Below are 20,423 nucleotides of genomic sequence, written 5' to 3'. Positions count from 1 at the left end.
GACGGCCCGGGGATGAGCCGGGCCGTCGGTGGTGTGTTGCTACATCAAGCGCAGTTTCAAACTCAGTTGTGAACCGAGTTCAGCTGGCGCGCGATGATGTCGTGGTTGAGCCAGATGACGGGCGCTTTCGGTTCCGACATTTCGTGGAACATCAGCGGGCCCGTGCCTTCCAGTACCAAGGAACTCAGGTGGTCGGTGATCAGTTCCTTGCGGTCCTTGTGCAGCTTGGTGATGTCGTCCGAGGTGCCGATCATGACTTCGGCCAGCTCTGGCGTGTTGTCCATCGGCCAGGCGGCGAAGTTGCGGAATTGCACGCTGGTGGCGTCGCCGTTGTAGGCGGCGATACGGTCGAGCAAGTCTTGCAGTGACACGCCGTCTTCCAGCAAACCCTGGCAGATTTTCCACTGTTCTTCGGCCCAGGCTGCGCCGCCTTCTTTTTTCAGCGCGTCGAGCAGGGGGAACAGCGACAGCTCCACGCCGACGAAAATGTCGGACGAGTTCGTGCGGATTTCCGGGCAATTGAAGACGGTGGCCTTGATGCCTTTTTCCCACGCAGCCTTGGCCACGTTTTCCAGGCGCATCTTGGCCAGGCCCTGCGTGTAGTTGCTGTAGGTTTGCCACTGGTATTTGCCGTCGATCAAGATCTCGGTGCCGTGGTAGCCGTAGGCGCTGTAGCGCACCTGGCCGCCCGTTTGCTCGATGCGGGCGCGGATGGCGGCGCTGCCGTCGATCAGGTGCTGCAGGGTGTTGGCCGTGACTTCGTCGAAGTTCATCAGGATCAACTTGCCCAGGTCGCTGTCGAGCAGGGCGCGCGAAGACATGAAGCGCTCGCCACGGCCTTTGTAGATGCGGTTGGCGATCGCTAGGAAGACTTTGACCTTCGGAATGCCGCCGGCCATGGTGTGGGCGAAATACACATTGCTGCCGTCAGGAATCAGGCTGTCCAGTTCGGCCATGGCTTTGGCCACGGACGCGCTGAAGCGGGCGATGCCGGCTTCGCGGCAGCGTTCGATCTGCGCCCAGTCCAGCTTGTCTTCTTGCCAGCTTTTCAGGGTCATGTCGGCCAGCAGGGCCGTCGGCGTCGGTTCGCCGGCGGGCGCGTCGAGGTCGAAACCGGCCATCAGCGGCACATTGATGATGCGGCCGCCCAGGTTGGCTTCGGCTTCGGCCAGTTCTTCCGCGTTCAGGGGGCGCAGCGCCATGTTTTCATCGCGGCGGCCGACCGTCATGCCGACGATATTCATGCCCGCCTTGCGCGCTTCGTCCAGCAAGCCATTCACATAGCCGCGGCCGAACAGCTCGCCGAACAGCACAAAGGTGTCGCCCTTGCGGAAGATATTTTTTTGCGGGATGTCTCTCAGGGACGTGATCTCGGTCATGGTGTCAATTCATTCAAAAATTAGCAGGGCAGACGGCTGGTGCTGCTGCCCGCTGGTTCAACATAGTGTGAAATTATGCGCCATTTCAGCGGGGAAAATCTTCTTGCGAACGATTCTCGTCTGGAATGGCATCTTCTTCTTCATGCAGCTCTTATTCTTTCGCCAAGGCGTATTTTACGCTGCCCCGGCGCACAGCGCCCGCGGACTGGCCCGGCAGGCGCCGATATTACCTCAGCTTGGCTGTGCCGGTCAGCAAAATTGATCTAAAACAAATCCTGTTGCCCCGAGACCAGGCGCGAAAAATCGTCGCCGAGGAAGGGCAAGATGGCGTCCGCCACCGGCTGCAGCTGGCGCGTCAGGTAATGCTGGTAGTCGATGGGCGAGCGCTGCGTTTCCAGCGGTTCCGGTCCCGCCACGGTGATGACATAGCTGATCCAGCCGCCGTTCTGGTATTGCAGCGGCCGGCCCTGCGCCAGGTTGTAGGCGTCGGCCGTGCGCGCCGCGCGCACGTGGGGCGGCACGTTGCGCTGGTAATCGTCGAGCGGGCGGCGCAATCGCTTGCGGTAGACCAATAAAGCATCGAATTCGCCGCGCACGGTGCGCGCCACGTAGTCGCGCACATAGTCCTGATAGGCGGCGCGCTGGAAGATGCGCAGGTACAAGGCTTGCTGGAATTGCTGCGCCAGCGGCGTCCAGTCGCTGCGCACCGTTTCCAGGCCCTTGTAGACCATCTGTTCGCTGCCGTCGGGCTTGCCGACCAGGCCCGCGTAGCGCTTCTTGCTGCCTTCTTCCGAGCCGCGGATGGTGGGCATCAGGAAACGCCGGTAATGCGTCTCGAATTCCAGTTCCAGCGCATTTTCCAGGCCGAATTCCTCGCGCAGATGGGCGTCCCACCAGGCGTTCACATGCGTCACCAGGGCGCGGCCGATCTTGCCAGCTTCTTCATCCGTATGCGCCGTTTTCAGCCACACAAACGTGGAATCCGTGTCGCCATAGATCACCTGATAACCTTGCTCGGTGATCAGCTCGCGCGTGCGGTGCATGATGTCGTGGCCGCGCAAGGTGATCGACGAGGCCAGGCGTGGATCGAAGAAGCGGCAGCCGCTCGAGCCCAGCACGCCATAGAACGCGTTCATGATGATCTTTAACGCTTGCGACAAGGGCGCGTTGCGCTCGCGCTTGGCCGTCTCGCGCCCTTGCCACACCTGTTTCACGATGGCGGGCAGGCAATGTTTTACACGCGAAAACTGCGCGCCCCGGTAGCCGGGCACGGTATCGGCCTCGTCGCCGCTGGTGCCCACCACCAGCCCCACGGGGTCGATCAGGAAAGTGCGGATGATGGACGGGTACAGGCTTTTATAGTCGAGCACCAGCACGGAATCGTACAGGCCCGACTGGGAATCCATGACGAAGCCGCCGGGGCTGTTTTCGCCCGAAATATCGCCCAGGTTGGGCGCCACATAACCCTGCCGATGCATCAGCGGCAAATACAAATGTTCGAAGGCGGCCACGGAGCCGCCGCTGCGGTCGGCCGCCAGGCCCGTCACGCTGGCCCGTTCCAGCAAGAAGGTCAGCAGCTCGGTCTTGGCGAAGATGCGCGTGACCAGCTCGCAATCCTTGAGGTTGTAGCGCGCCAGCGCCGGCTTGTCTTCGCGGAAACGCCGGTCGATCTCGGCCATGCGCTGATAGGGATTGTCGATGGACTTGCCTTCGCCCAAGAGCGTCTGCGCCACGTTTTCCAGGCTGAACGAGGAAAAATTCCACGTCGCCGAGCGCAAGGCTTCGATGCCGTCGATGATCAGGCGGCCGGCTGCGGCGGCAAAATAGTGTTCCTGCTTGCCGCCGTGTTCGCGCCATTCCATGACGGCGCCGCCGCGCCCCAGTTTCAAGGGCACTTGATAACGCTCAGCATGTTCCTTGAGCACGCGCAAGTCGAACTGCACCAGGTTCCAGCCGATGATGGCGTCCGGATCGTGCCGCTCCATCCACGTGTTCAGGCGCTCGAGGATCTGCGCGCGCGTGTCGCAGTATTCGAGGTCGAAATCGAGCGTTTCATCGCCGCCGTTTTGCGGCCCCAGCATATAGACCTGGCGCTGGCCGCAGCCTTCCAGGGCCAGCGAATACAGCTCGCCATGGGCCGTCGTCTCGATATCGAGCGAGGCCAGTTTCAAGCTTGGCCGGTAGCCGGGTGCCGGTTTCAGCTGCACGTCCTGCCCTGTTTCCCCTTTGACGCTTACCGGCGCCGTAATGAAACGCTCCATCAGGTAGCGCTCGGGCGGGCGGATGTCCGCTTCGTACACGTCGACACCATGCGCGCGCAGCTGCTTTTCCAGCTTCAGCAAATGCCGGTATTGCTTGCAGTACAGACCCAGCACGGGACGGTGGTGAAAATCGCACAGCGACAGGGGACGCAGCTCGGCATGGCGCTCGCCGCGCAGCAGCTGTTGCGCCTGTTCCTGCTGCTCCATGGGAAGGAAGGCGACGGCCATCTGCACGGGCAGGCGCACGTGGCGGGGCCCGGCATCCGTTGCCAGCCAGAAATCGACCTCCGTGCCGGCGGGCGTGTCGCGCCAGTGGCGGGTCAGAATAAAGCCCTGTTCGGGCGGGTGCTGCGCGTTGCCTGTCATGGTGCCGTGAGTATCTGGTGTGCTGGCCTGCACATTACAGCAAGCTGACGCAGGGCGGGGGCGGTTGCGGCTATAATTTTCAGCATCGAAGACGATAACAAGAGCGCGCCGCGCCACACACCCTGGAGACAGCATGCAAGCAATGAGTTATGTACACGGCGCCCACGAGACGCCGTTGATCGGCGAAACGATAGGCGCCTACCTGGACGGCATCGCCGAGCGCTACGGCCAGCACGATGCCCTGATCGTGGCGCACCAGAACGTGCGCTGGACGTATCTGGAATTCCAGCAGCGCGTGCACAAGCTGGCCGCCGGCCTGCTGAAGCTGGGCTTGCAGCCGGGCGACCGGGTCGGCATCTGGTCGCAAAACTGCGCGGAATGGGTGCTGACCCAGTTTGCCACGGCAAAAGCCGGTTTGATCATGGTCAACATCAATCCCGCCTACCGCCGCTCGGAACTCGAATACGTGCTCGACAAGGTGCAGTGCAGCGCGCTGATCCTGTCGCCCAGCTTCAAGTCCAGCGATTACCTGGCCATCGTGCAGGACGTGGTGCCGGACATCGCCCGTTCGCGCGCCGGCGCCCTGCAGTCGCCGCGCCTGCCGCAATTGCGTCACGTCATCCGCCTGGGCGCGGCCGCCACCCCGGGCATGCACAATTTCGACGCGGTGATGGAAGGCATCACGCACGCCGACCTGGCGCGCCTGGAAGAAGTCAGCGCCACCTTGCAGTTTGACGACGCCGTCAACATTCAGTTCACGTCCGGCACCACGGGCGCGCCGAAGGGCGCCACCTTGACGCACCACAATATCCTGAACAATGGCTTTTTCATCGGCGAAGCCATGCGCCTGACGGAACGGGACCGCTTGTGCATCCCCGTGCCCCTGTACCACTGTTTCGGCATGGTGCTGGGCAACCTGGCCTGCGTCACGCATGGCGCGGCCATGGTGTTTCCCGGCGAAGGCTTCGACCCGAAAGCCGTGCTGGAAACGGTGCAGGCCGAGCGCTGCACGGGATTGCATGGCGTGCCGACCATGTTCATCGCCATCCTCGATCATCCTGACTTTAAACAATACGATTTGTCGAATTTGCGCACCGGCATCATGGCCGGCTCGCCGTGTCCGATGGAAGTCATGACGAGGGTTATCGAATTGATGCACATGGCGGAAATCACGATTGCGTATGGCATGACGGAAACGTCGCCCGTCAGCTTCCAGACGTCGATCGAAGATCCGCGCGAGATGCGCGTCTCGTCCATCGGCCGGGTCCACCCGCATCTGGAAGTGAAAATCATCGATGCGGAAGGGCGGATCGTGCCGCGCGGCGAAAAGGGCGAATTGCTCACGCGCGGCTATTCCGTGATGCAGGGCTACTGGGGCGACCCGGAAAAAACAGCGGAGGCCATCGATACGGCGCGCTGGATGCACACGGGCGACCTGGCCGTCATCGACGACAACGGCTTTTGCAGCATCGTCGGCCGTTCGAAGGACATGGTGATACGCGGCGGCGAAAACATCTACCCGCGCGAAGTCGAGGAATTCCTGTACCGTCACCCGAGCGTGCTCGACGTGCAATGCGTGGGCGTGCCGGACGCCAAGTATGGCGAAGAACTGTGCGCCTGCATCATCCTGCGCCCGGGCACGCAGGCCACCAGCGAGGACATCCGCGCCTTTTGCGACGGGCAGATCGCCTATTACAAGATTCCCCGCTATGTGCGCTTCGTCGAGGAATTTCCCATGACGGTGACGGGCAAGATCCAGAAATATGTATTGCGCCAGCAGGTGGCGACGGATCTGGGCTTGAGTACGGAATAAGTTTTTCGCCAGCCCATAAAAAAACACCGGGACGCTTGCGCGGCCCGGTGTTTTTTTATTGATCAGCGTAAAGCTTAGGCCATCGCGGCTTGCGGTGCGCGCGCTGGCGTGCGGCGGCGCATAAAGGCCAGCAAGCCCAGGCCGGCCAGCAGCATGGCGTAGGTGCCTGGCTCAGGTACGGCCGACACGTTGACCGTGTTGAAGCCGGAACCGTTCATCGCGACATGGCCATAATTGATCGAGCTGACCGAATTGGCGATCAGGGTGCCGTTCATGTCGCCCGAACCCGAGAACGCGCTGTGCGGCGCCAGGATGCTGCCGTTGATGCCGACGTTCTGCAGGCTGGTGGTGGTGGCGTTGGCGAAGTTGAACAGCGTGCGGTTGGCGAAACTGGCGAAATTGTCGAAGCCGCCGCTCATGGTGATGTTGGTGGCCGTGCCGTTGATGATGATGCTGGCCGTGCTTTTCAGCGAGGACAGGTCCAGGGTCAGGTTATGCAGGTTCGACGCATCGATGTTGAAAATATTCACGTCGGCGTTGACATTGCCGACCAGGGTCATGTTGCCGTACTGCGAAATCACGGTACCGTTCGATTGCAGCTTGGCCACGTCGCCCGACAGGGTCGTCAACTGCTGCTTGGCGCCCGCGAAGTCCAGGGTGGACGCATTGCCTTTGCTGATGTTGTTCGTTGGGAACCATTGTGGCGCCGTCAGGGTGGCGTTGGGGTTGCTGACGCCGTACACGGCCGAACCGCTGAGCGTGCCCCAGCCAGTGTTCAGGTTGCCGCCCGCAACGACCGAATTGACGGCGCTGCCTGGCTTTTTATTCGTGCCGACGTTGTAGTTGTCCAGATAGATATTGCCGCCAGCGGCAATGCTGCCGCCGACGCTGGTAAAGCCGCTGGAGCCGCTGCTGCCGATGTTGCCGAAGATAAAGGCCGAATAGCCATTGGCAACGCCGAGGTCGACCACGGTCGCTTGCGCGGAAGCGCTGAAGGAGAAGGCGAACAGGGCGGCGCTGATGAGCGGCAAGGTGCGTGTAGCAAATAATTTCATGGACAATCTCATGGTGAATTGGGGGACGATTCGGGCGGGAAAGCAAGACACCGCCATCGCGCAGTCCGCTATTATAATCTAAAAAGCAATGTTAGTTCAATTTAGGTAATTCACTATATTTTAAGGCAACACTTTTCCTGACAGTAATGATTGTCTGGCGGACGTAAAAAAACCGGGGCTGGCCCGGTTTTTTGCTGCTTACCTGACGCGCTGGTACAGGCGGAAGCGTTCCACGTCATCCGTGGGGCGGCGTCCTTCCCACAGCTTGATCCAGTCCGCACCGTGGTGTTCCGGCAGCTTTTCCTTGCTGTCGGGAACTTTGATGCTGTCTTGCAACAAGAATACATCGCATTGCTGCTGCCCCACCGTGGCAAACGGCAGGTGGCCGTAGTAGGCGAACGAGGCGCGCTGGGCGGCACCGACGTTGCTGTTGATACAGGTAGTGCCCGGCGGCAGGTGGACGGAAATCTGATGCGCCACGCTGGCGTAGCTCTTGCTGTAGTTCAGCGGCGGCAGGAACAGGGTCATGATCAGCACCCAGATCAGGATCAGGCCGCCGGACGACAGTACCACGGCGCGCCACAGCACGGCCGGCTGGCGCGAGATGCGCCAGTGCACCAGTGCCACCCAGCCCGCGCTGGCGCAGGCGGCGACGAAGAAGGCGAGCAAGTCCAGCTCGGGCTTGAAGCCGGGCATGAGTTTCAGGGCGTTATGCGACAGTTTCGGCGGCCAGCCGGTCAGGATGGCGAACCAGAACAGCCACAGCGCGAGGGCGCAGATGGTCAGCACCATCACGGAGAACCAGTCGATGGCGTTGATGGCGCCCCGTTTCATGGTCAGCAGGCCGAATGCGGCCATCACGGCCAGCGGCGGCAGCAGCGGCAGCAGCTGGCTCGGGTCGGGATCGGGATGGCACAGGCCCAGGATGGCCAGCATGGCGACAAAGGTCAGCGGCACGACGATGTGCAGCACGTGGTGCTGGCGGCGCCAGGCATACACGGCCCAGGCGGCGAACGGCCAGGCGGGCCAGAAGAACCAGATGCCGACACGCCAGAAATACTGCAGGCTTTTCAGGCTGGGGGCGCTGAACTGGCGGCAATTCCATTCCATCCATGCTTGCAGCGGCGAATGGCCGTACGGTTGCAGCCATTCGCCCGGCAGCAGCCACACCAGGGTCAGCGCGATGCCGATCAGGATGGCCAGCGCCAGGTGGCGCACGCTGCGCAGCAATGGCAGGCGCAGGAAGACGGTGCACAGCAGCAGGGCGATGCTCAGCGCCGCCGGCGTGATCCAGCCGCGCGCGAGGGTCAGGCCGCCCAGCGCCAGGCCCAGCAGGGCCGCATTGCGCACGGACGGGCCTTCCATGTAGCGCACGGCGCGGTACAGCAAATACGCCATCAATGACACGTACAGCGCTTCGGCCGTGATGTCGTGGCTGTGCTGCAGCAGGCCCAGGCAGCCCAGGTAGATGAGCACGGCGGCATCGGCCAGGGTGCGGCCGAAGTCGTCCGGCTCGGGCTGGCCGCCGAAGGCCAGGCGCAGCGGCTGGGCGTCGTTGCGGCGGCCCAGGTTGAAGGCGGTGTACCAGACGGACAGGGTGCTGACGACGAAGATGCCGATGGTCGACATGCGCGCGCCGAAGACGTCGCCGTCGATCCAGCCGAACAGTTTGATGAAGATGGCGCCCAGCCAGAAGGCCAGCGGGCCTTCGTCGGGCAGCGACAGGCCGGCGATGTTGGGCCACAGCCAGTCGTTCAGGCCGCCATGCGCCATGGTCCACATGATGCCGAAACTGGCGGCATCATCGTTCTTCCACGGTTCGCGGCCGATCAGGCCAGGCAGGATGTACAGCAGGCCGAGCGCAAACAAGGCCCATCGTGGCAGCGCGAGTGTGGCAGCGGCGGGAAGGCGGACTGGCTTCATCGATAATCGGTATCAGAATAGTGGCAAGACGCGACGAATGGCGTCGGGTATGCGCGAGTATAAAGTAAAGCGGCCAAAGACAAAAAAGGCAGCCGTGGCTGCCTTTTCTCTGGCAGCCGAAGCTGCCCTGTTTTGCCGCAAAGCGGCAAAAATCAGCCTGCTGCGACTGCGGTTTTCGAACCAACCGAACCGAACTTCTGACGGAACTTCTCGACGCGACCGGCGGTATCGACGATTTTGTGCTTGCCCGTGAAGAATGGGTGCGATTCAGCCGAAACCTCGATCTTCACCAGTGGGTATTCTTTACCGTCGTGGGTGATTTTTTCGCGAGTTTGGATGGTCGAGCGGGTAACGAATTTGAAATCGCACGACAGATCGTGGAAAACAACTTCGCGGTATTCTGGATGGGTATCGACTTTCATGGTCTTCTCTCTAGTTTGGTAGCCAAACAGCACTTCGTCGGTCGTCCTGCTTCTTGACCCGATTGCCGATCACTTGCCAGGGTTTAAAATAATGCAACCGTCGATTATATAGCGCTTTGGGGCCGCAGGCAATAAAAAAGCCGCTCAAAAGCGGCTTGCACTACGATCCGGCACCGGGGAGCGGGAAACCGTAGCGAGCAGGCCCGATATACGGCCGAGTAGCGCAGCTGTACGAAGGTACAGCGAGCAACACAGGCCGTAGAGCGGGACGCGCAGTAGGTTTACCCCCCCCGGCGCATCATGTCGAAGAATTCGGCGTTGTTTTTGGTCGCCTTCATCTTGTCGAGAATGAACTCCATCGCCTCGATCTCGTCCATCGAGTACAGCAACTTGCGCAGGATCCAGATTTTTTGCAGCTCGTTCGGCTTGATCAGCAATTCTTCGCGGCGGGTACCCGATTTGTTCAGGTTGATGGCCGGGTAGACGCGTTTTTCGGCCAAACGGCGTTCCAGATGTACTTCCATGTTGCCGGTACCCTTGAATTCTTCAAAGATCACGTCATCCATGCGCGAACCCGTTTCGATCAGCGCCGTGGCGATGATGGTCAGCGAGCCGCCTTCTTCGATATTGCGCGCGGCGCCGAAGAAGCGTTTTGGACGTTGCAGCGCGTTCGCGTCGACACCGCCGGTCAGGACCTTGCCCGAGGCAGGGATGACGGTGTTGTAGGCGCGCGCCAGACGGGTGATCGAGTCGAGCAGGATGACCACGTCTTTTTTCATTTCGACCAGGCGCTTGGCTTTTTCCAGCACCATCTCGGCCACTTGCACGTGGCGCGTGGCCGGCTCGTCGAAGGTCGAGGCGACCACTTCGCCGCGCACGGAGCGTTGCATTTCGGTCACTTCTTCCGGACGTTCGTCGATCAGCAGCACGATCAGGGTGATGTCCGGGTGATTTGCCGTGATCGCATGCGCGATGTGCTGCAGGATCACGGATTTGCCGGATTTCGGCGACGCCACCAGCAAGCCGCGCTGGCCTTTGCCGATCGGGGCGATCAGGTCGATGATGCGGCCGGTGATGTTTTCCTGGCCATTCATTTCACGTTCCAGGCGCAGCGGCTCGTTCGGGTGCAGCGGCGTCAGGTTTTCAAACAGGATGCGGTGTTTCGACATCTCCGGCGATTCGCCGTTGACCTTGTCGACTTTGACCAGTGCGAAATAGCGTTCGCCATCTTTCGGGGTCCGTACCTCGCCTTCGATCGAATCGCCGGTGTGCAGATTGAAGCGGCGGATTTGCGAAGGGGAGATGTAAATGTCGTCGGTGGACGCCATGTAGCTGGCGTCAGGCGAGCGCAGGAAGCCGAAGCCGTCAGGCAGCACTTCCAGGGCGCCGTCGCCAAAAATCTGTTCGCCGGACTTGGCGCGTTTTTTCAGGATAGCGAACATCAGCTCCTGTTTGCGCAAGCGGGCTGCGTTGTCAATGTCAAGACCGATCGCCATCTCAAGCAGGGCGGATACGTGTAGGGCCTTTAGTTCGGATAAATGCATATGTGTTGAGTGTCCCGAGACGGGATGTAAAGGTAGGGGAGGGGACTGCGTGGCGTTGATTAATTATTGGGGAAGGCTGTGCACGAATGAGGCAAAGCCGCTTCCCGGTCTATCCAGTCAGGCGGCGCTGCGGGCGCAGCGCTGCCCATCATACATTAAATGTTGCTGTCGACGAAAGCGGTCAACTGGCCCTTGGCCATGGCGCCCACTTTTTGAGCAGCTGCAGCACCATCCTTGAACAGGATCAGGGTCGGGATGCCGCGGATGCCGAACTTGGCAGGCACTGCCTGGTTGGCGTCCACGTCCATCTTGGCGATCACGATGCGGCCGGCGTATTCCTTGGCCACTTCTTCCAGGATCGGGGCGATGGCCTTGCAGGGACCGCACCATTCTGCCCAGAAGTCGACCAGTACTGGCAACTCGGATTTCAGGACGTCTGCTTCAAAAGATGCATCGCTAATGTGTTTGATATTTTCGCTCATATTTTCCTCAAATGAGGGTGGGATCAATAATGCCTGGAATTAACCATACGCTGGTTCGCCATCCATGCTTCCTGGAATGCAGTGAGAAGATGGGGGCAATGGGCACAAATTCAATGTTCTTGGAAGGTGCGACCAGAGGTATGCAGGCGGGGATGGCTGAAATAATAACCCATTTTTTCAAAGCGTGGCGATTATTGCAGAAAAACTTGAGGCATATCGCCCCTGCGCCTGCCGCCAGGGCGGCAAAGCCGCATGCCTGCTGGCCTGCGGCGCCGTGTCCGCCCTCCCGGCCTGACTCCGCGATCAGGCTTGCGCGCTGGCCAGACGCGCCGTGTGCTGCAGCTGCAAGTTCACCATGAGCTGCAATTCCGCGCTTTCCATCGGCTTGCGGAAGGTGCCTAATATATGCAGGCCGTTGGCCATGGCCAGGCGTTCGGCCGCCAGGCGCACGGCCGAATGCAGGCCCGACAGCAGGACCACGCCGCCGCGGAAGCCGTTTTCAGCCGCCATGCGCAAGAATTCGATGCCGTCGATGTCGGGCATGGACAGGTCGCAGATCAGCAGGTCGGGCTGGTGCTGCTTCAGGGTGGCCAGCGCCTGTTCGCTGTGCGATTCGCAGCGGATGTCGAACGGGCCCATCTGCTCGAGCATGTCGCTGAGCACGTCGAGCATGAACACGTCGTCGTCCAGCAGCAGTACGCGCAATGGCGCCAGGCCTGCTTCGCTGTGTTCCCGGCTTGCTTGGTTTGATACAGTAGTCATCGTCCTGTCTTTCTATTGATATGCGCATCGCTGTCGATGCCGATACCTTGCCTCAAAGGAATTTGGCGGTAGCTAATCGTCATTGGCAAAGCTGGTGTTATTCATGATTTGTTCGGTAATCTGTTCCAGCAGGGGCCACAGGCGCGCGACGATGTGCCGGGCCCGCTCCGCCTCGTCGGCCGCTTCGCCCGGCGCCAGGGTTTCCAGGTTGTGGCACAGCTCGGCCAGCCCCAGGGCCCCGACGGTGCGCGCCGACGACTTGATGCGGTGTCCCAGTTCCCGCACCTGGTGCACGTCGCCGCGCGCCAGGGCCGCATCGATGTCGCCAAAGCCATCCTGCGTCGTCTGCAGGAACTTGAAGGCGAATTTACGCACCTTTTCCGGGTTGTAGCCCAGCAACTTGGCCAGGATCGACAGGTCGATCACCTGCGGGTCGCCCGCCAGCGTGGTCTTGAAGGCGGGCGCGGCGCGGTTGCGCGCCGGTGGCGGCGGCGTCTCGCGCGCCGGCAGCCAGCTGGCGATGGTCTGGTACATCATGGCCGGCTGGATGGGCTTGGAAATGAAATCGTCCATGCCCGCATCCAGGCAGCGCACGCGGTCTTCGCTGGTGGCCGTGGCCGTCATGGCCAGCACGCGCAGGTGCGCCAGCTGCGGGTCGGCGCGGATGTGGCGCGTCGCCTGCAAGCCATCCATCAGCGGCATCTGCACGTCCATCAGCACGCAGTCGAACTGCGTCTGGCGCAGCAGGTCGAGCGCTTCCTCGCCATTGTTGGCCAGGCAGACGGAGGCGCCCGCTTCCTCCAGCAATTCCAGCGCCACCTGTTGATTAAATGTGTTGTCTTCCACCAGCAGGATGCGCGCATGCTTGAGCGTGCGCATCACCAGGGCCGCGTCGGCGCTGGCGCGCATGGCGGCCGCCGTCTGCACCATGCTGTCGAGCATGGCGGGCGCCGCCTGGTCGGAAATGCCCAGGTTGGCCGTGAACCAGAAGGTGCTGCCGGCGCCGGGACGGCTGTCGACGCCCACGTCGCCGCCCATCAGCTGGGCCAGCTGCTTGCAGATGGCCAGGCCCAGGCCCGTGCCGCCATATTCGCGCGTGGTGGACGTGTCGGCCTGCTGGAAGGACTGGAACAGCTTGCTCATTTCATCCTGCGACAGGCCGATGCCGTGGTCGCACACTTCGAAGCGCACCAGGCAGTGCTTCGCGTCCGCCACCACCTTGCGCACTTTCACGGTAATGCTGCCCTGTTCGCTGAACTTGATGGCGTTATTGGCGTAGTTGATCAGCACTTGCCCCAGGCGCAGCGGGTCGCCCACGAGTACGGCCGGCAATTGCGGATCGATTTCAAACAGCAGTTCCAGGTTCTTGCTGGCGGCGCGCGGCGCCACCACCGTCATCAGCGTTTGCACCACGTGGTCGAAACTGAAGTTGACGCGCTCGATTTCCAGCTTGCCCGCCTCGATCTTCGAGATGTCGAGGATATCGTCGATGATGCCCAGCAAGTGTTCGCCGGCAAAACGGATTTTTTCCAGATAATCGCGCTGGCGCGGTTCCAGGTCCGTTTTCAGGGCCAGATACGCCATGCCGATCACGCCATTCATGGGCGTGCGGATTTCATGGCTCATGTTGGCCAGGAATTGTCCCTTCGCCAGGCTCGCTTCTTCGGCCACCTGCTTGGCCTGGTCCAGCTGCTCCGTGCGCTGCGCCACGCGCTCTTCCAAGTGTTCATTGAGTTCGCGCAAGGCGCTCTCGCTGCGCTTGTGATACGTGATGTCCGTCAGGCTGGCCACCACCATGCCCACCTTGCCGTATTCATCGCGGATGGCCTCGGTATTCACGGATAGCCACGACAGGCTGCCGTCGGGTTGCTGCACGCCCATCAGCACGTCGCGCATGGCCTCGCCCGTCGACAGGGTGATGTGCACGGGATGGCTGCGCTGGTCGAAGGCGGAGCCGTCTTCGCGGATGGCTTGCCACAGGCTGTTGCCTGCCGGACTGGCCGCCAGCATGCGCTCGGCTGCCGCATTGCTTTCCAAAATGTGGCCGTGGCTGTCCTGCACGACCAGGCCGTTCGTCACCGCGCCGAAGACGGACGCCATGCGCTGGCTCGAGTTCGACAGGGCGATCGACGCCTGGCGCCGTTCCGTGATGTCGGTGATCATCGCCAGGGTGCCGCCCGGCTCGCCATTGTCCGACTGGATGCTGGTGCTCGACAGCAAGCCCCACAGGCTGGACTGATCCTTGCGGAAGAAGCGGAAATCGACCTGGTCCGGCTGGCTGGCGGCACTGCCGTGGCTGGCCAGGCGGCGCTGCATCAGCAGCTGGCTGTCGCGGTCCATGAAGTCGAGCAGGGGCCGGCCCAGCATTTCCTGCACCGTGTAGCCCAGCATGTGCGCCATCTTCGGGTTGACGAAGGTGGTCTTGCCGTCCGCATCCGTCATCCAGATGCCTTCGGCGGCCGTCTGCACGATCAGGCGGTAGCGTTCCGAGCTGGCGTGCAGGGCTTCCTCGGCGCGTTGCCGCTGCGTCATGTCGCGCAGCGAGACGATGGAAAACAATTGCCCGGCCATGCGCAGCGGCGACAGGCTGACCTTGGCAGGGAAATGCGTGCCGTCGCGGCGGCGCGCCATCATCACCCGGCCTGGCAGGCTGTGCCGCGCTTGCGGATCGCCCACGGACTGGCTGGCCGTGCTTTCCGGTACCAATTGCTCCAGCGACATACCCGTCAATTCGGCCAGCGGATAACCGAAGCAGCGCGCGCCGATCTGGTTGGCGTAATGCACCTTGCCCTCGACGTCGGCCACCAGCATGGCTTCGGGCGCCGCTTCCAGCATCGAGCGCATGCGCGATTGCTCGTCCTGCTTGCGCTCGCTGATATCGCAGATGATGCCGCTGGCCTGCGTGGCGGCGCCATCCGAGGCACGTGTCAGCACGGCGCCGCGCGCCAGCAGCCAGCGCCAGTGGCCGTCGCTGTGGCGCAAACGGAATTCGCAATTGAAGGTGCCGGGTGCCTGACCCTCCAGATGCTGGCGAAAGGCAAGACTCAGGCGCGCGCGGTCATCCCGGTGCACCTCGGCCAGCCAGTCGGCCAGTGCATGATCGAGCCTGGCGCCCTTGTCGCCCAGCACGTCCTGATACTGGGGGGCGAACTGCAGCCGGTCGGATTGTCGCCGCCAGGTCCAGCCAGCCATGGCCGCGCCGCGCAAGGCTTGCCCGGCATCCTGTTCGGCCAGGGCATGCGCGGGCAGCAGCAGGCGGCGCAACTGCTGCCGCAGCCGCCAGGCTTGCCAGCAAGCCACTCCCGCCAGGGCGGTGGCGCTGGCGGCCGCGTAAGGCCATAGCAGTGTTGGCGCCATGCCGTGTACCGCCGCCTGCACCGGCAGGGACACTGCCATGCCTGCCGCCAGCATCGTACGAGCGAGCCGGCGCAGCGCAGGGCGCCGTCGGCGTGGTGCGCTGAAACTCGTGTGGCTGCAATACGACAAATGCATCCCTTTCTGGGGCTTGATTGGACTGGGCTGGCAGTGCATGATGCGCGCTCAAATAAACGCCTGCGGCGCTTTCTGGCGGCAACTATAGCATCGAATATTTGCTCGGAGTAGTTAAGTTCTGAAACAGCCAGAACGGGATTTTTTTTGCCCCGGAATGGCTGTTTTTTTCGCGATTTGGTGAGAATCTGAGAGAAATTTAACGCAAAATCGTGTTATTGAACCATCTGCTCGGAAGACGCCTGATAAAACCGTAGCGAGCGGCAGTGATTTGTGGCCGAGAAGCGCAACCGTGCTTGAGCACGGTGAGTATCACAGGCCGCAAAGCGCGACGCGCAGTAGGTTTTTCAGGTGTTCTCAGGTGAAACTTCCCGCGAACTGATAGCGGTGTCCGGGGTGCCACATGGTGGCGATCGAGGCGATCTTGCCGCCCGAGCGCGTCTGGCGGCGCAGCACCAGGCATGCCTGTTTCGTGTCGATGGCCAGCATTTCGGCGATGTCGCGCGGCGCCGACAGCGCTTCGATGCTGTAGGTGGCGCCTTGCAGGGGCGCGGCGGCCATCAGGTATTCGTTCGGCGTGATGCTGGAAAAATCCTGCGTCATGTAGTCGGGCGCGCACTCGGGGTTGACCCAGCGGTCTTCCACCTGGATCGGCACGCCGTTTTCAAAATGCACGATCAGCGAATGAAACAGCGGATGTTCCGGCGGCAGGCCGAATTGCTTGGCCAGCAAATCCGAGGCCTTGGTACGCTCCAGCAATTGCAGGCTGCTGCGGTGGATATGCCCGCGCGCGCGCACTTCATCGGCGATACTCTTGATTTCCAACAGGGTCGCCTGGTATTTTTGTTGCGCCACATAGGTGCCCGATCCCTGGCGCCGCGTCAGCACCTGCTCGCTCGTCAGTTCGCGCACGGCGCGGTTGACCGTCATGCGCGAGACGCCGAACTGTTTCACCAGGGCTTGCTCGGACGGAATCACGTCGCCTTCCTTCCAGCGGCCGGCGGCAATGCCGGCCAGCAGAAAATCCTTGATGCGCTGGAAAATGGGCGTATTTTCCTGGGTATTGTGGTCGTCCAATGCGGTTTCTCCGGGGCGCGGGCTGGACGCGCCGCCGGCTGGAGGCGCGATGGCCGATTTTAGCACCGAGCAAGGCAGGCGCCGCCAGCCTTTTTGAATTCAAAAGCAAGCGCCGGAGTGTGGCGCGCATGGGCGCTGGTTATGCTGGTGACTTGGAGCCTATCCCAGTAGGGAGCGTCTTCTGCTGGCAGTTCATCAGGAGCGCGGACAAGGCGTGAGGAGGACGCGTGGCGAGCCACGCGACGACGAGCAACGCCGTCCCCGCTTCTGAGGGGCGCCAGCAGGGGATGTATTCATCTACTGGGATAGGCTCTTACTATTGACCTGCACGGAGTTCGCCATGGAACACGCTTACCTGACTGACGATGAACGCTGGGATGCCCTGCAGCGGCGCGCGCCCGATGCCGACGGCGTCTTTTATTACTCGGTGCGCACGACGGGCGTGTATTGCCGGCCTTCCTGCGCCGCGCGCCCCGCCTTGCGCCGCAACGTGGCTTTCCACGCCAGCTGCGAGGACGCGGAGGCGGCCGGCTTTCGCCCCTGCCTGCGCTGCAAACCCAACTTGCCGCCGCTGGCCCAGCGCCAGGCGGCCATCGTGGCCGACATCTGCCGGCTGATCGACGCCAGCGACGAGCTGCCCGACCTGGATGCGCTGGCGCAGGCGGCCGGCATGAGCCGCTTTCACTTCCACCGCGTCTTCAAGGCGCATACGGGCATCACGCCGAAAGCCTACGCGGCGGCGCGGCGCGGCGAGCGCCTGAAGGCCGGCTTGCAGGGCGCGGCGAACGTCACCGAGACCTTGTATGCGGCCGGTTTCAATTCCAGCGGCCGCCTGTACGCCGCCACGCCGGGCTTGCTGGGCATGACGCCGGGCGCATTCCGTGCCGGCGGCAGCGGCGCCGTGATCCGCTTTGCCATCGGCGCCTGCTCGCTGGGCGCCATCCTCGTGGCCAGCACGGACAAGGGCATCTGCGCGATTCTGATCGACGACGACCCGGAAGTGCTGCTGCGCGACTTGCAGGACCGCTTTCCGCAGGCCGAGCTGCGCGGCGCCGAGCCTGATTATGAACAGACGGTGGCGCAGGTGGTGGGCCTGGTCGAGGCGCCGGGTCTGGGCCTGGACTTGCCGCTCGACGTGCGCGGCACCGTGTTCCAGCAGCGCGTGTGGCAAGCCTTGCGCGAGATTCCCGCCGGCAGCACGGTCAGCTATGCGGAGCTGGCGCGGCGCATCGGCGCCCCGCAAGGCGCGCGCGCCGTGGCGGGTGCCTGCGCCGCGAACGCGCTGGCCGTCGCCATCCCCTGCCACCGGGTCGTGCGCAACGATGGCGCGCTGTCCGGCTACCGCTGGGGCGTAGAGCGCAAGCAGGCGCTGCTCGAACGCGAGGGCGAGCGGTGAGGGCGCTGGACTGGCGCCAGATCGAGGATGAGCTGAATCAATATGGCTGCGCCGTCGTGCCGGGCTTGCTTAATCCCGCGCAGTGCGGGGCGCTGGCGGCGCAGTATGACGATGCATCGCGCTTTCGCAGCAAGGTGGTGATGCAGCGCCACGGTTTTGGACAGGGCGAATACCAGTATTGGGCGCATCCGCTGCCGGACGTGGTGGCTGCCTTGCGCGAACAGTTGTACGGGCCGCTGGCGGCGATCGCCAACCTCTGGCACGCCAGCATGGGCCTGGAAACGCGCTTTCCGTCCAGCCACGCCGATTTCCTCGCGCGCTGCCATGCGGCGGGGCAGACGCGGCCCACGCCCTTGCTCTTGCGCTACCGCGACGGCGATTACAACTGCCTGCACCAGGACCTGTATGGCGAGCACGTGTTTCCGCTGCAACTGGCCGTGCTGCTGTCGCGCCCGCAAGACGATTTCACGGGCGGCGAGTTCGTGCTCACGGAGCAGCGTCCGCGCATGCAGTCGCGCCTGGAGGTCGTGCCGCTGGCGCAGGGCGACGCCGTCATCTTTCCCGTGGCGCAGCGCCCCGTCAACGGCACGCGCGGCAGTTACCGCGTCAACATGCGCCATGGCGTGTCGCGCTTGCGTTCGGGCTTGCGCCATACCCTGGGCATCATTTTCCATGATGCGAGCTGAACGGTAGGTGCGGCGCTTGAGTTTCCGCAATTACATGGCATGATGGCTACTCCTTGTCACTCTTTCATTTCTGCCATGTCCGCGTTGCTCCGCTTGCTGTACCTGTTGACGATCTTCCTGCTGCCCGCAGCCCACGCGGACGAGGGCGTATCCTCGCTCGTTGCGGAAGCCGCGACCGCCATCGCGCCGTCGCAGGCCGCAGCCGTCAAGACGGCGCCGCTGATGTTTGCCAACCGCAAGGTATTCGTCTTCCGCGCCGCGCTGGCCGGCTATCCGCCCGATGAACGAGCCATCGGCGCGCAGCGCCGCCTGGAAGGCGTGCTGGCGAAAAACGGTCCGCTGCAGCCGAGCACGCGCATGATTCCCGAAGGCACGCAAGTGTTGCTCGACGGCGTGCAACTGTTCGTCGTCGTGCCTGGCGACGTCAACCAGCTGGCCGGCGACACGACGGAAAGCGTGGCGAAAACGGCGGCCGGCGAGTTGAGCAAGGCCGTGCTCGACTATCGCGAGCAGAGCAGCTGGCGCTACCTGTCGATCGCCGCCGCCGTGTGCGCGGCCGCCACCCTCGTGTTCTGGCTCGTGTGGATGGGCTTGACGCGCTTGTACCGCTGGGCCAAGCGCCGCAGCGGCATCCTGCTGGCCTCGCGCCTGCGGGACGTGCGCCTGAAGAATGTGCGCGTGCTCGACGCCGAACACTACATCGCCTTTGCGTATCAACTGCTCAGCGCCGTGCTGTGGGGCTTGCGCCTGATGGCCACCTATCTGTGGGCCGCCTTCGTGCTGGGCCGCCTGCCCTACACGCGTTCCTGGGGCGAAAGCCTGAGCGGCTACCTGTTCGACGTGGCCGCCGACGTCTTCCACGCCATCATCGGCGCCTTGCCGGGGCTGGTGCTGGTCTGCGTGATCTTCGCCATCGCGCGCCTGATCGCCGCCACGGCCGCCTCGCTGTTCAAGCGCGTGGAAAGCGGCGAATTGCAGATCGGCTGGCTCGACAAGGACACGGCCCTGCCCACGCGCCGCATCGCCAGCGTGGTGATCTGGCTGTTCGCGCTGGCCATGGCGTATCCGTATCTGCCCGGCTCGCATACGGCCGCCTTCCAGGGCCTGTCCGTGCTGGTCGGTCTGATGGTGTCGATCGGTGCGTCGAGCATCGTGGGCCAGGGCGCCAGCGGCCTGATCCTCATGTACACGCGCGCCCTGCGCAAGGGAGAATATGTGCGCGTGGGCGACAGCGAAGGCACGGTGGTCGAGTTGGGCATGTTCGAGACACGCCTGCGCACGGGCCTGGGCGAAGAAGTCGCCTTGCCGAACGCCTGGGTGATGTCGCAAACGACGAAGAACTATTCGCGCGCCCAGCCGGGCGGCGGCTTCGTGCTCGACTCCACGGTCACCATCGGCTACGCCACGCCGTGGCGGCAGGTGCACGCCATGCTGGAACTGGCCGCGTCGCGCACGAAGGAACTGTCGACCACGCCGAAACCGTACGTGATGCAGCTGGCCCTGCAGGATTACTACGTGCAATACCGCCTCGTCGCCTACGCCAGCGCCGAAGTCCCCCGTCAGCGCGCCGAAGTGCTGAACCGCTTGCACCAGAACATCATCGACGTCTTCAACGAATTCGACGTGCAGATCACTTCGCCGCACTACATCGACGACCCGAAAGAATCGCACGTGGTGCCGCCCGGTGAATGGTTCAGGGCGCCGGCGAAGCGGGGGGAGGCGTCGATTGAAGTGGTTCCGCCCAAACCTTGAGTGTTTTGGCCAATTC

Annotated in this window: 14 protein-coding genes; 4 read left to right on the top strand and 10 right to left on the bottom strand. The window is 62.8% G+C overall.

Annotation, left to right across the window (positions count from 1 at the left end; genetic code table 11):
* Positions 1–62 precede the first annotated feature (62 nt).
* Entirely contained in the window at positions 63–1,379 is a 1,317-nt protein-coding gene (locus tag ACQ4WQ_RS21570; RefSeq protein WP_436499878.1) for an enoyl ACP reductase FabMG family protein, read from the bottom strand.
* A 263-nt stretch (positions 1,380–1,642) separates the two neighbouring features.
* Entirely contained in the window at positions 1,643–4,006 is a 2,364-nt protein-coding gene (locus ACQ4WQ_RS21565; RefSeq protein WP_436499876.1) for a DNA polymerase II, read from the bottom strand.
* A gap of 133 nt (positions 4,007–4,139) precedes the next feature.
* Here ACQ4WQ_RS21565 and ACQ4WQ_RS21560 point away from each other — a divergent pair, with 133 nt between their 5' ends.
* Entirely contained in the window at positions 4,140–5,819 is a 1,680-nt protein-coding gene (locus ACQ4WQ_RS21560) for an AMP-binding protein (protein WP_436499874.1), read from the top strand.
* Positions 5,820–5,893: 74 nt separating this feature from the next.
* Here ACQ4WQ_RS21560 and ACQ4WQ_RS21555 read toward each other — a convergent pair whose 3' ends face one another.
* From ACQ4WQ_RS21555 to hutC, 8 genes are all read right to left on the bottom strand, one after another.
* Positions 5,894–6,874, bottom strand: coding sequence for a choice-of-anchor A family protein (locus ACQ4WQ_RS21555; protein WP_436499872.1), 981 nt, complete (start codon positions 6,872–6,874; stop codon positions 5,894–5,896).
* A gap of 198 nt (positions 6,875–7,072) precedes the next feature.
* Positions 7,073–8,797, bottom strand: a complete 1,725-nt coding sequence (locus tag ACQ4WQ_RS21550; protein WP_436499870.1) for an ArnT family glycosyltransferase — start codon at positions 8,795–8,797, stop codon at positions 7,073–7,075.
* Between the two features lie 152 nt (positions 8,798–8,949).
* On the bottom strand, positions 8,950–9,219 hold the full coding sequence (locus ACQ4WQ_RS21545; protein ID WP_034746247.1) for a type B 50S ribosomal protein L31: 270 nt from the start codon (positions 9,217–9,219) through the stop codon (positions 8,950–8,952).
* Between the two features lie 281 nt (positions 9,220–9,500).
* On the bottom strand, positions 9,501–10,763 hold the full coding sequence (rho, locus tag ACQ4WQ_RS21540; RefSeq protein WP_034746249.1) for a transcription termination factor Rho: 1,263 nt from the start codon (positions 10,761–10,763) through the stop codon (positions 9,501–9,503).
* A gap of 155 nt (positions 10,764–10,918) precedes the next feature.
* Positions 10,919–11,245 (bottom strand): thioredoxin TrxA, encoded by a 327-nt coding sequence (trxA, locus tag ACQ4WQ_RS21535; RefSeq protein WP_070224200.1) that lies wholly within the window; start codon positions 11,243–11,245, stop codon positions 10,919–10,921.
* Positions 11,246–11,548: 303 nt separating this feature from the next.
* Entirely contained in the window at positions 11,549–12,007 is a 459-nt protein-coding gene (locus tag ACQ4WQ_RS21530; RefSeq protein WP_326456481.1) for a response regulator, read from the bottom strand.
* A gap of 72 nt (positions 12,008–12,079) precedes the next feature.
* Positions 12,080–15,403 carry a PAS domain S-box protein gene (locus tag ACQ4WQ_RS21525; RefSeq protein ID WP_436499868.1) on the bottom strand — a complete coding sequence of 1,108 codons (3,324 nt, stop codon included), beginning with the start codon at positions 15,401–15,403 and terminating at the stop codon, positions 12,080–12,082.
* A 450-nt stretch (positions 15,404–15,853) separates the two neighbouring features.
* Complete coding sequence (hutC, locus tag ACQ4WQ_RS21520; RefSeq protein ID WP_046684347.1) at positions 15,854–16,573, bottom strand: histidine utilization transcriptional repressor HutC; 720 nt, start codon at positions 16,571–16,573, stop codon at positions 15,854–15,856.
* Positions 16,574–16,913: 340 nt separating this feature from the next.
* Between hutC and ada the strand changes: the two genes are divergently transcribed.
* The 3 genes from ada (at position 16,914) to ACQ4WQ_RS21505 (ending at position 20,407) form a co-directional block, all read left to right on the top strand.
* Positions 16,914–17,969, top strand: coding sequence for a bifunctional DNA-binding transcriptional regulator/O6-methylguanine-DNA methyltransferase Ada (gene ada / locus ACQ4WQ_RS21515; protein WP_436499866.1), 1,056 nt, complete (start codon positions 16,914–16,916; stop codon positions 17,967–17,969).
* Positions 17,966–18,655, top strand: a complete 690-nt coding sequence (locus tag ACQ4WQ_RS21510; protein WP_436499864.1) for a 2OG-Fe(II) oxygenase — start codon at positions 17,966–17,968, stop codon at positions 18,653–18,655. Before ada ends, ACQ4WQ_RS21510 begins: the two co-directional genes overlap by 4 nt.
* Before the next feature lie 75 nt (positions 18,656–18,730).
* Positions 18,731–20,407, top strand: coding sequence for a mechanosensitive ion channel family protein (locus tag ACQ4WQ_RS21505; protein ID WP_436499862.1), 1,677 nt, complete (start codon positions 18,731–18,733; stop codon positions 20,405–20,407).
* Positions 20,408–20,423: the final 16 nt, after the last annotated feature.

This window comes from Janthinobacterium goodfellowi (assembly GCF_051380695.1).
Taxonomy (GTDB): Bacteria; Pseudomonadota; Gammaproteobacteria; order Burkholderiales; family Burkholderiaceae_D; genus Janthinobacterium.
This window is presented reverse-complemented; position numbering and strand designations above follow the sequence as displayed.

What these genes read in the sequence shown, in the direction of transcription:
- ACQ4WQ_RS21570 (WP_436499878.1), bottom strand. Translation starts at nt 1,379, where the DNA reads ATGACCGAGATCACGTCCCTGAGAGACATCCCGCAAAAAAATATCTTC.
- ACQ4WQ_RS21565 (WP_436499876.1), bottom strand. Translation starts at nt 4,006, where the DNA reads ATGACAGGCAACGCGCAGCACCCGCCCGAACAGGGCTTTATTCTGACC.
- ACQ4WQ_RS21560 (WP_436499874.1), top strand. Translation starts at nt 4,140, where the DNA reads ATGCAAGCAATGAGTTATGTACACGGCGCCCACGAGACGCCGTTGATC.
- ACQ4WQ_RS21555 (WP_436499872.1), bottom strand. Translation starts at nt 6,874, where the DNA reads ATGAAATTATTTGCTACACGCACCTTGCCGCTCATCAGCGCCGCCCTG.
- ACQ4WQ_RS21550 (WP_436499870.1), bottom strand. Translation starts at nt 8,797, where the DNA reads ATGAAGCCAGTCCGCCTTCCCGCCGCTGCCACACTCGCGCTGCCACGA.
- ACQ4WQ_RS21545 (WP_034746247.1), bottom strand. Translation starts at nt 9,219, where the DNA reads ATGAAAGTCGATACCCATCCAGAATACCGCGAAGTTGTTTTCCACGAT.
- rho (WP_034746249.1), bottom strand. Translation starts at nt 10,763, where the DNA reads ATGCATTTATCCGAACTAAAGGCCCTACACGTATCCGCCCTGCTTGAG.
- trxA (WP_070224200.1), bottom strand. Translation starts at nt 11,245, where the DNA reads ATGAGCGAAAATATCAAACACATTAGCGATGCATCTTTTGAAGCAGAC.
- ACQ4WQ_RS21530 (WP_326456481.1), bottom strand. Translation starts at nt 12,007, where the DNA reads ATGACTACTGTATCAAACCAAGCAAGCCGGGAACACAGCGAAGCAGGC.
- ACQ4WQ_RS21525 (WP_436499868.1), bottom strand. Translation starts at nt 15,403, where the DNA reads ATGGCAGTGTCCCTGCCGGTGCAGGCGGCGGTACACGGCATGGCGCCA.
- ada (WP_436499866.1), top strand. Translation starts at nt 16,914, where the DNA reads ATGGAACACGCTTACCTGACTGACGATGAACGCTGGGATGCCCTGCAG.
- ACQ4WQ_RS21505 (WP_436499862.1), top strand. Translation starts at nt 18,731, where the DNA reads ATGTCCGCGTTGCTCCGCTTGCTGTACCTGTTGACGATCTTCCTGCTG.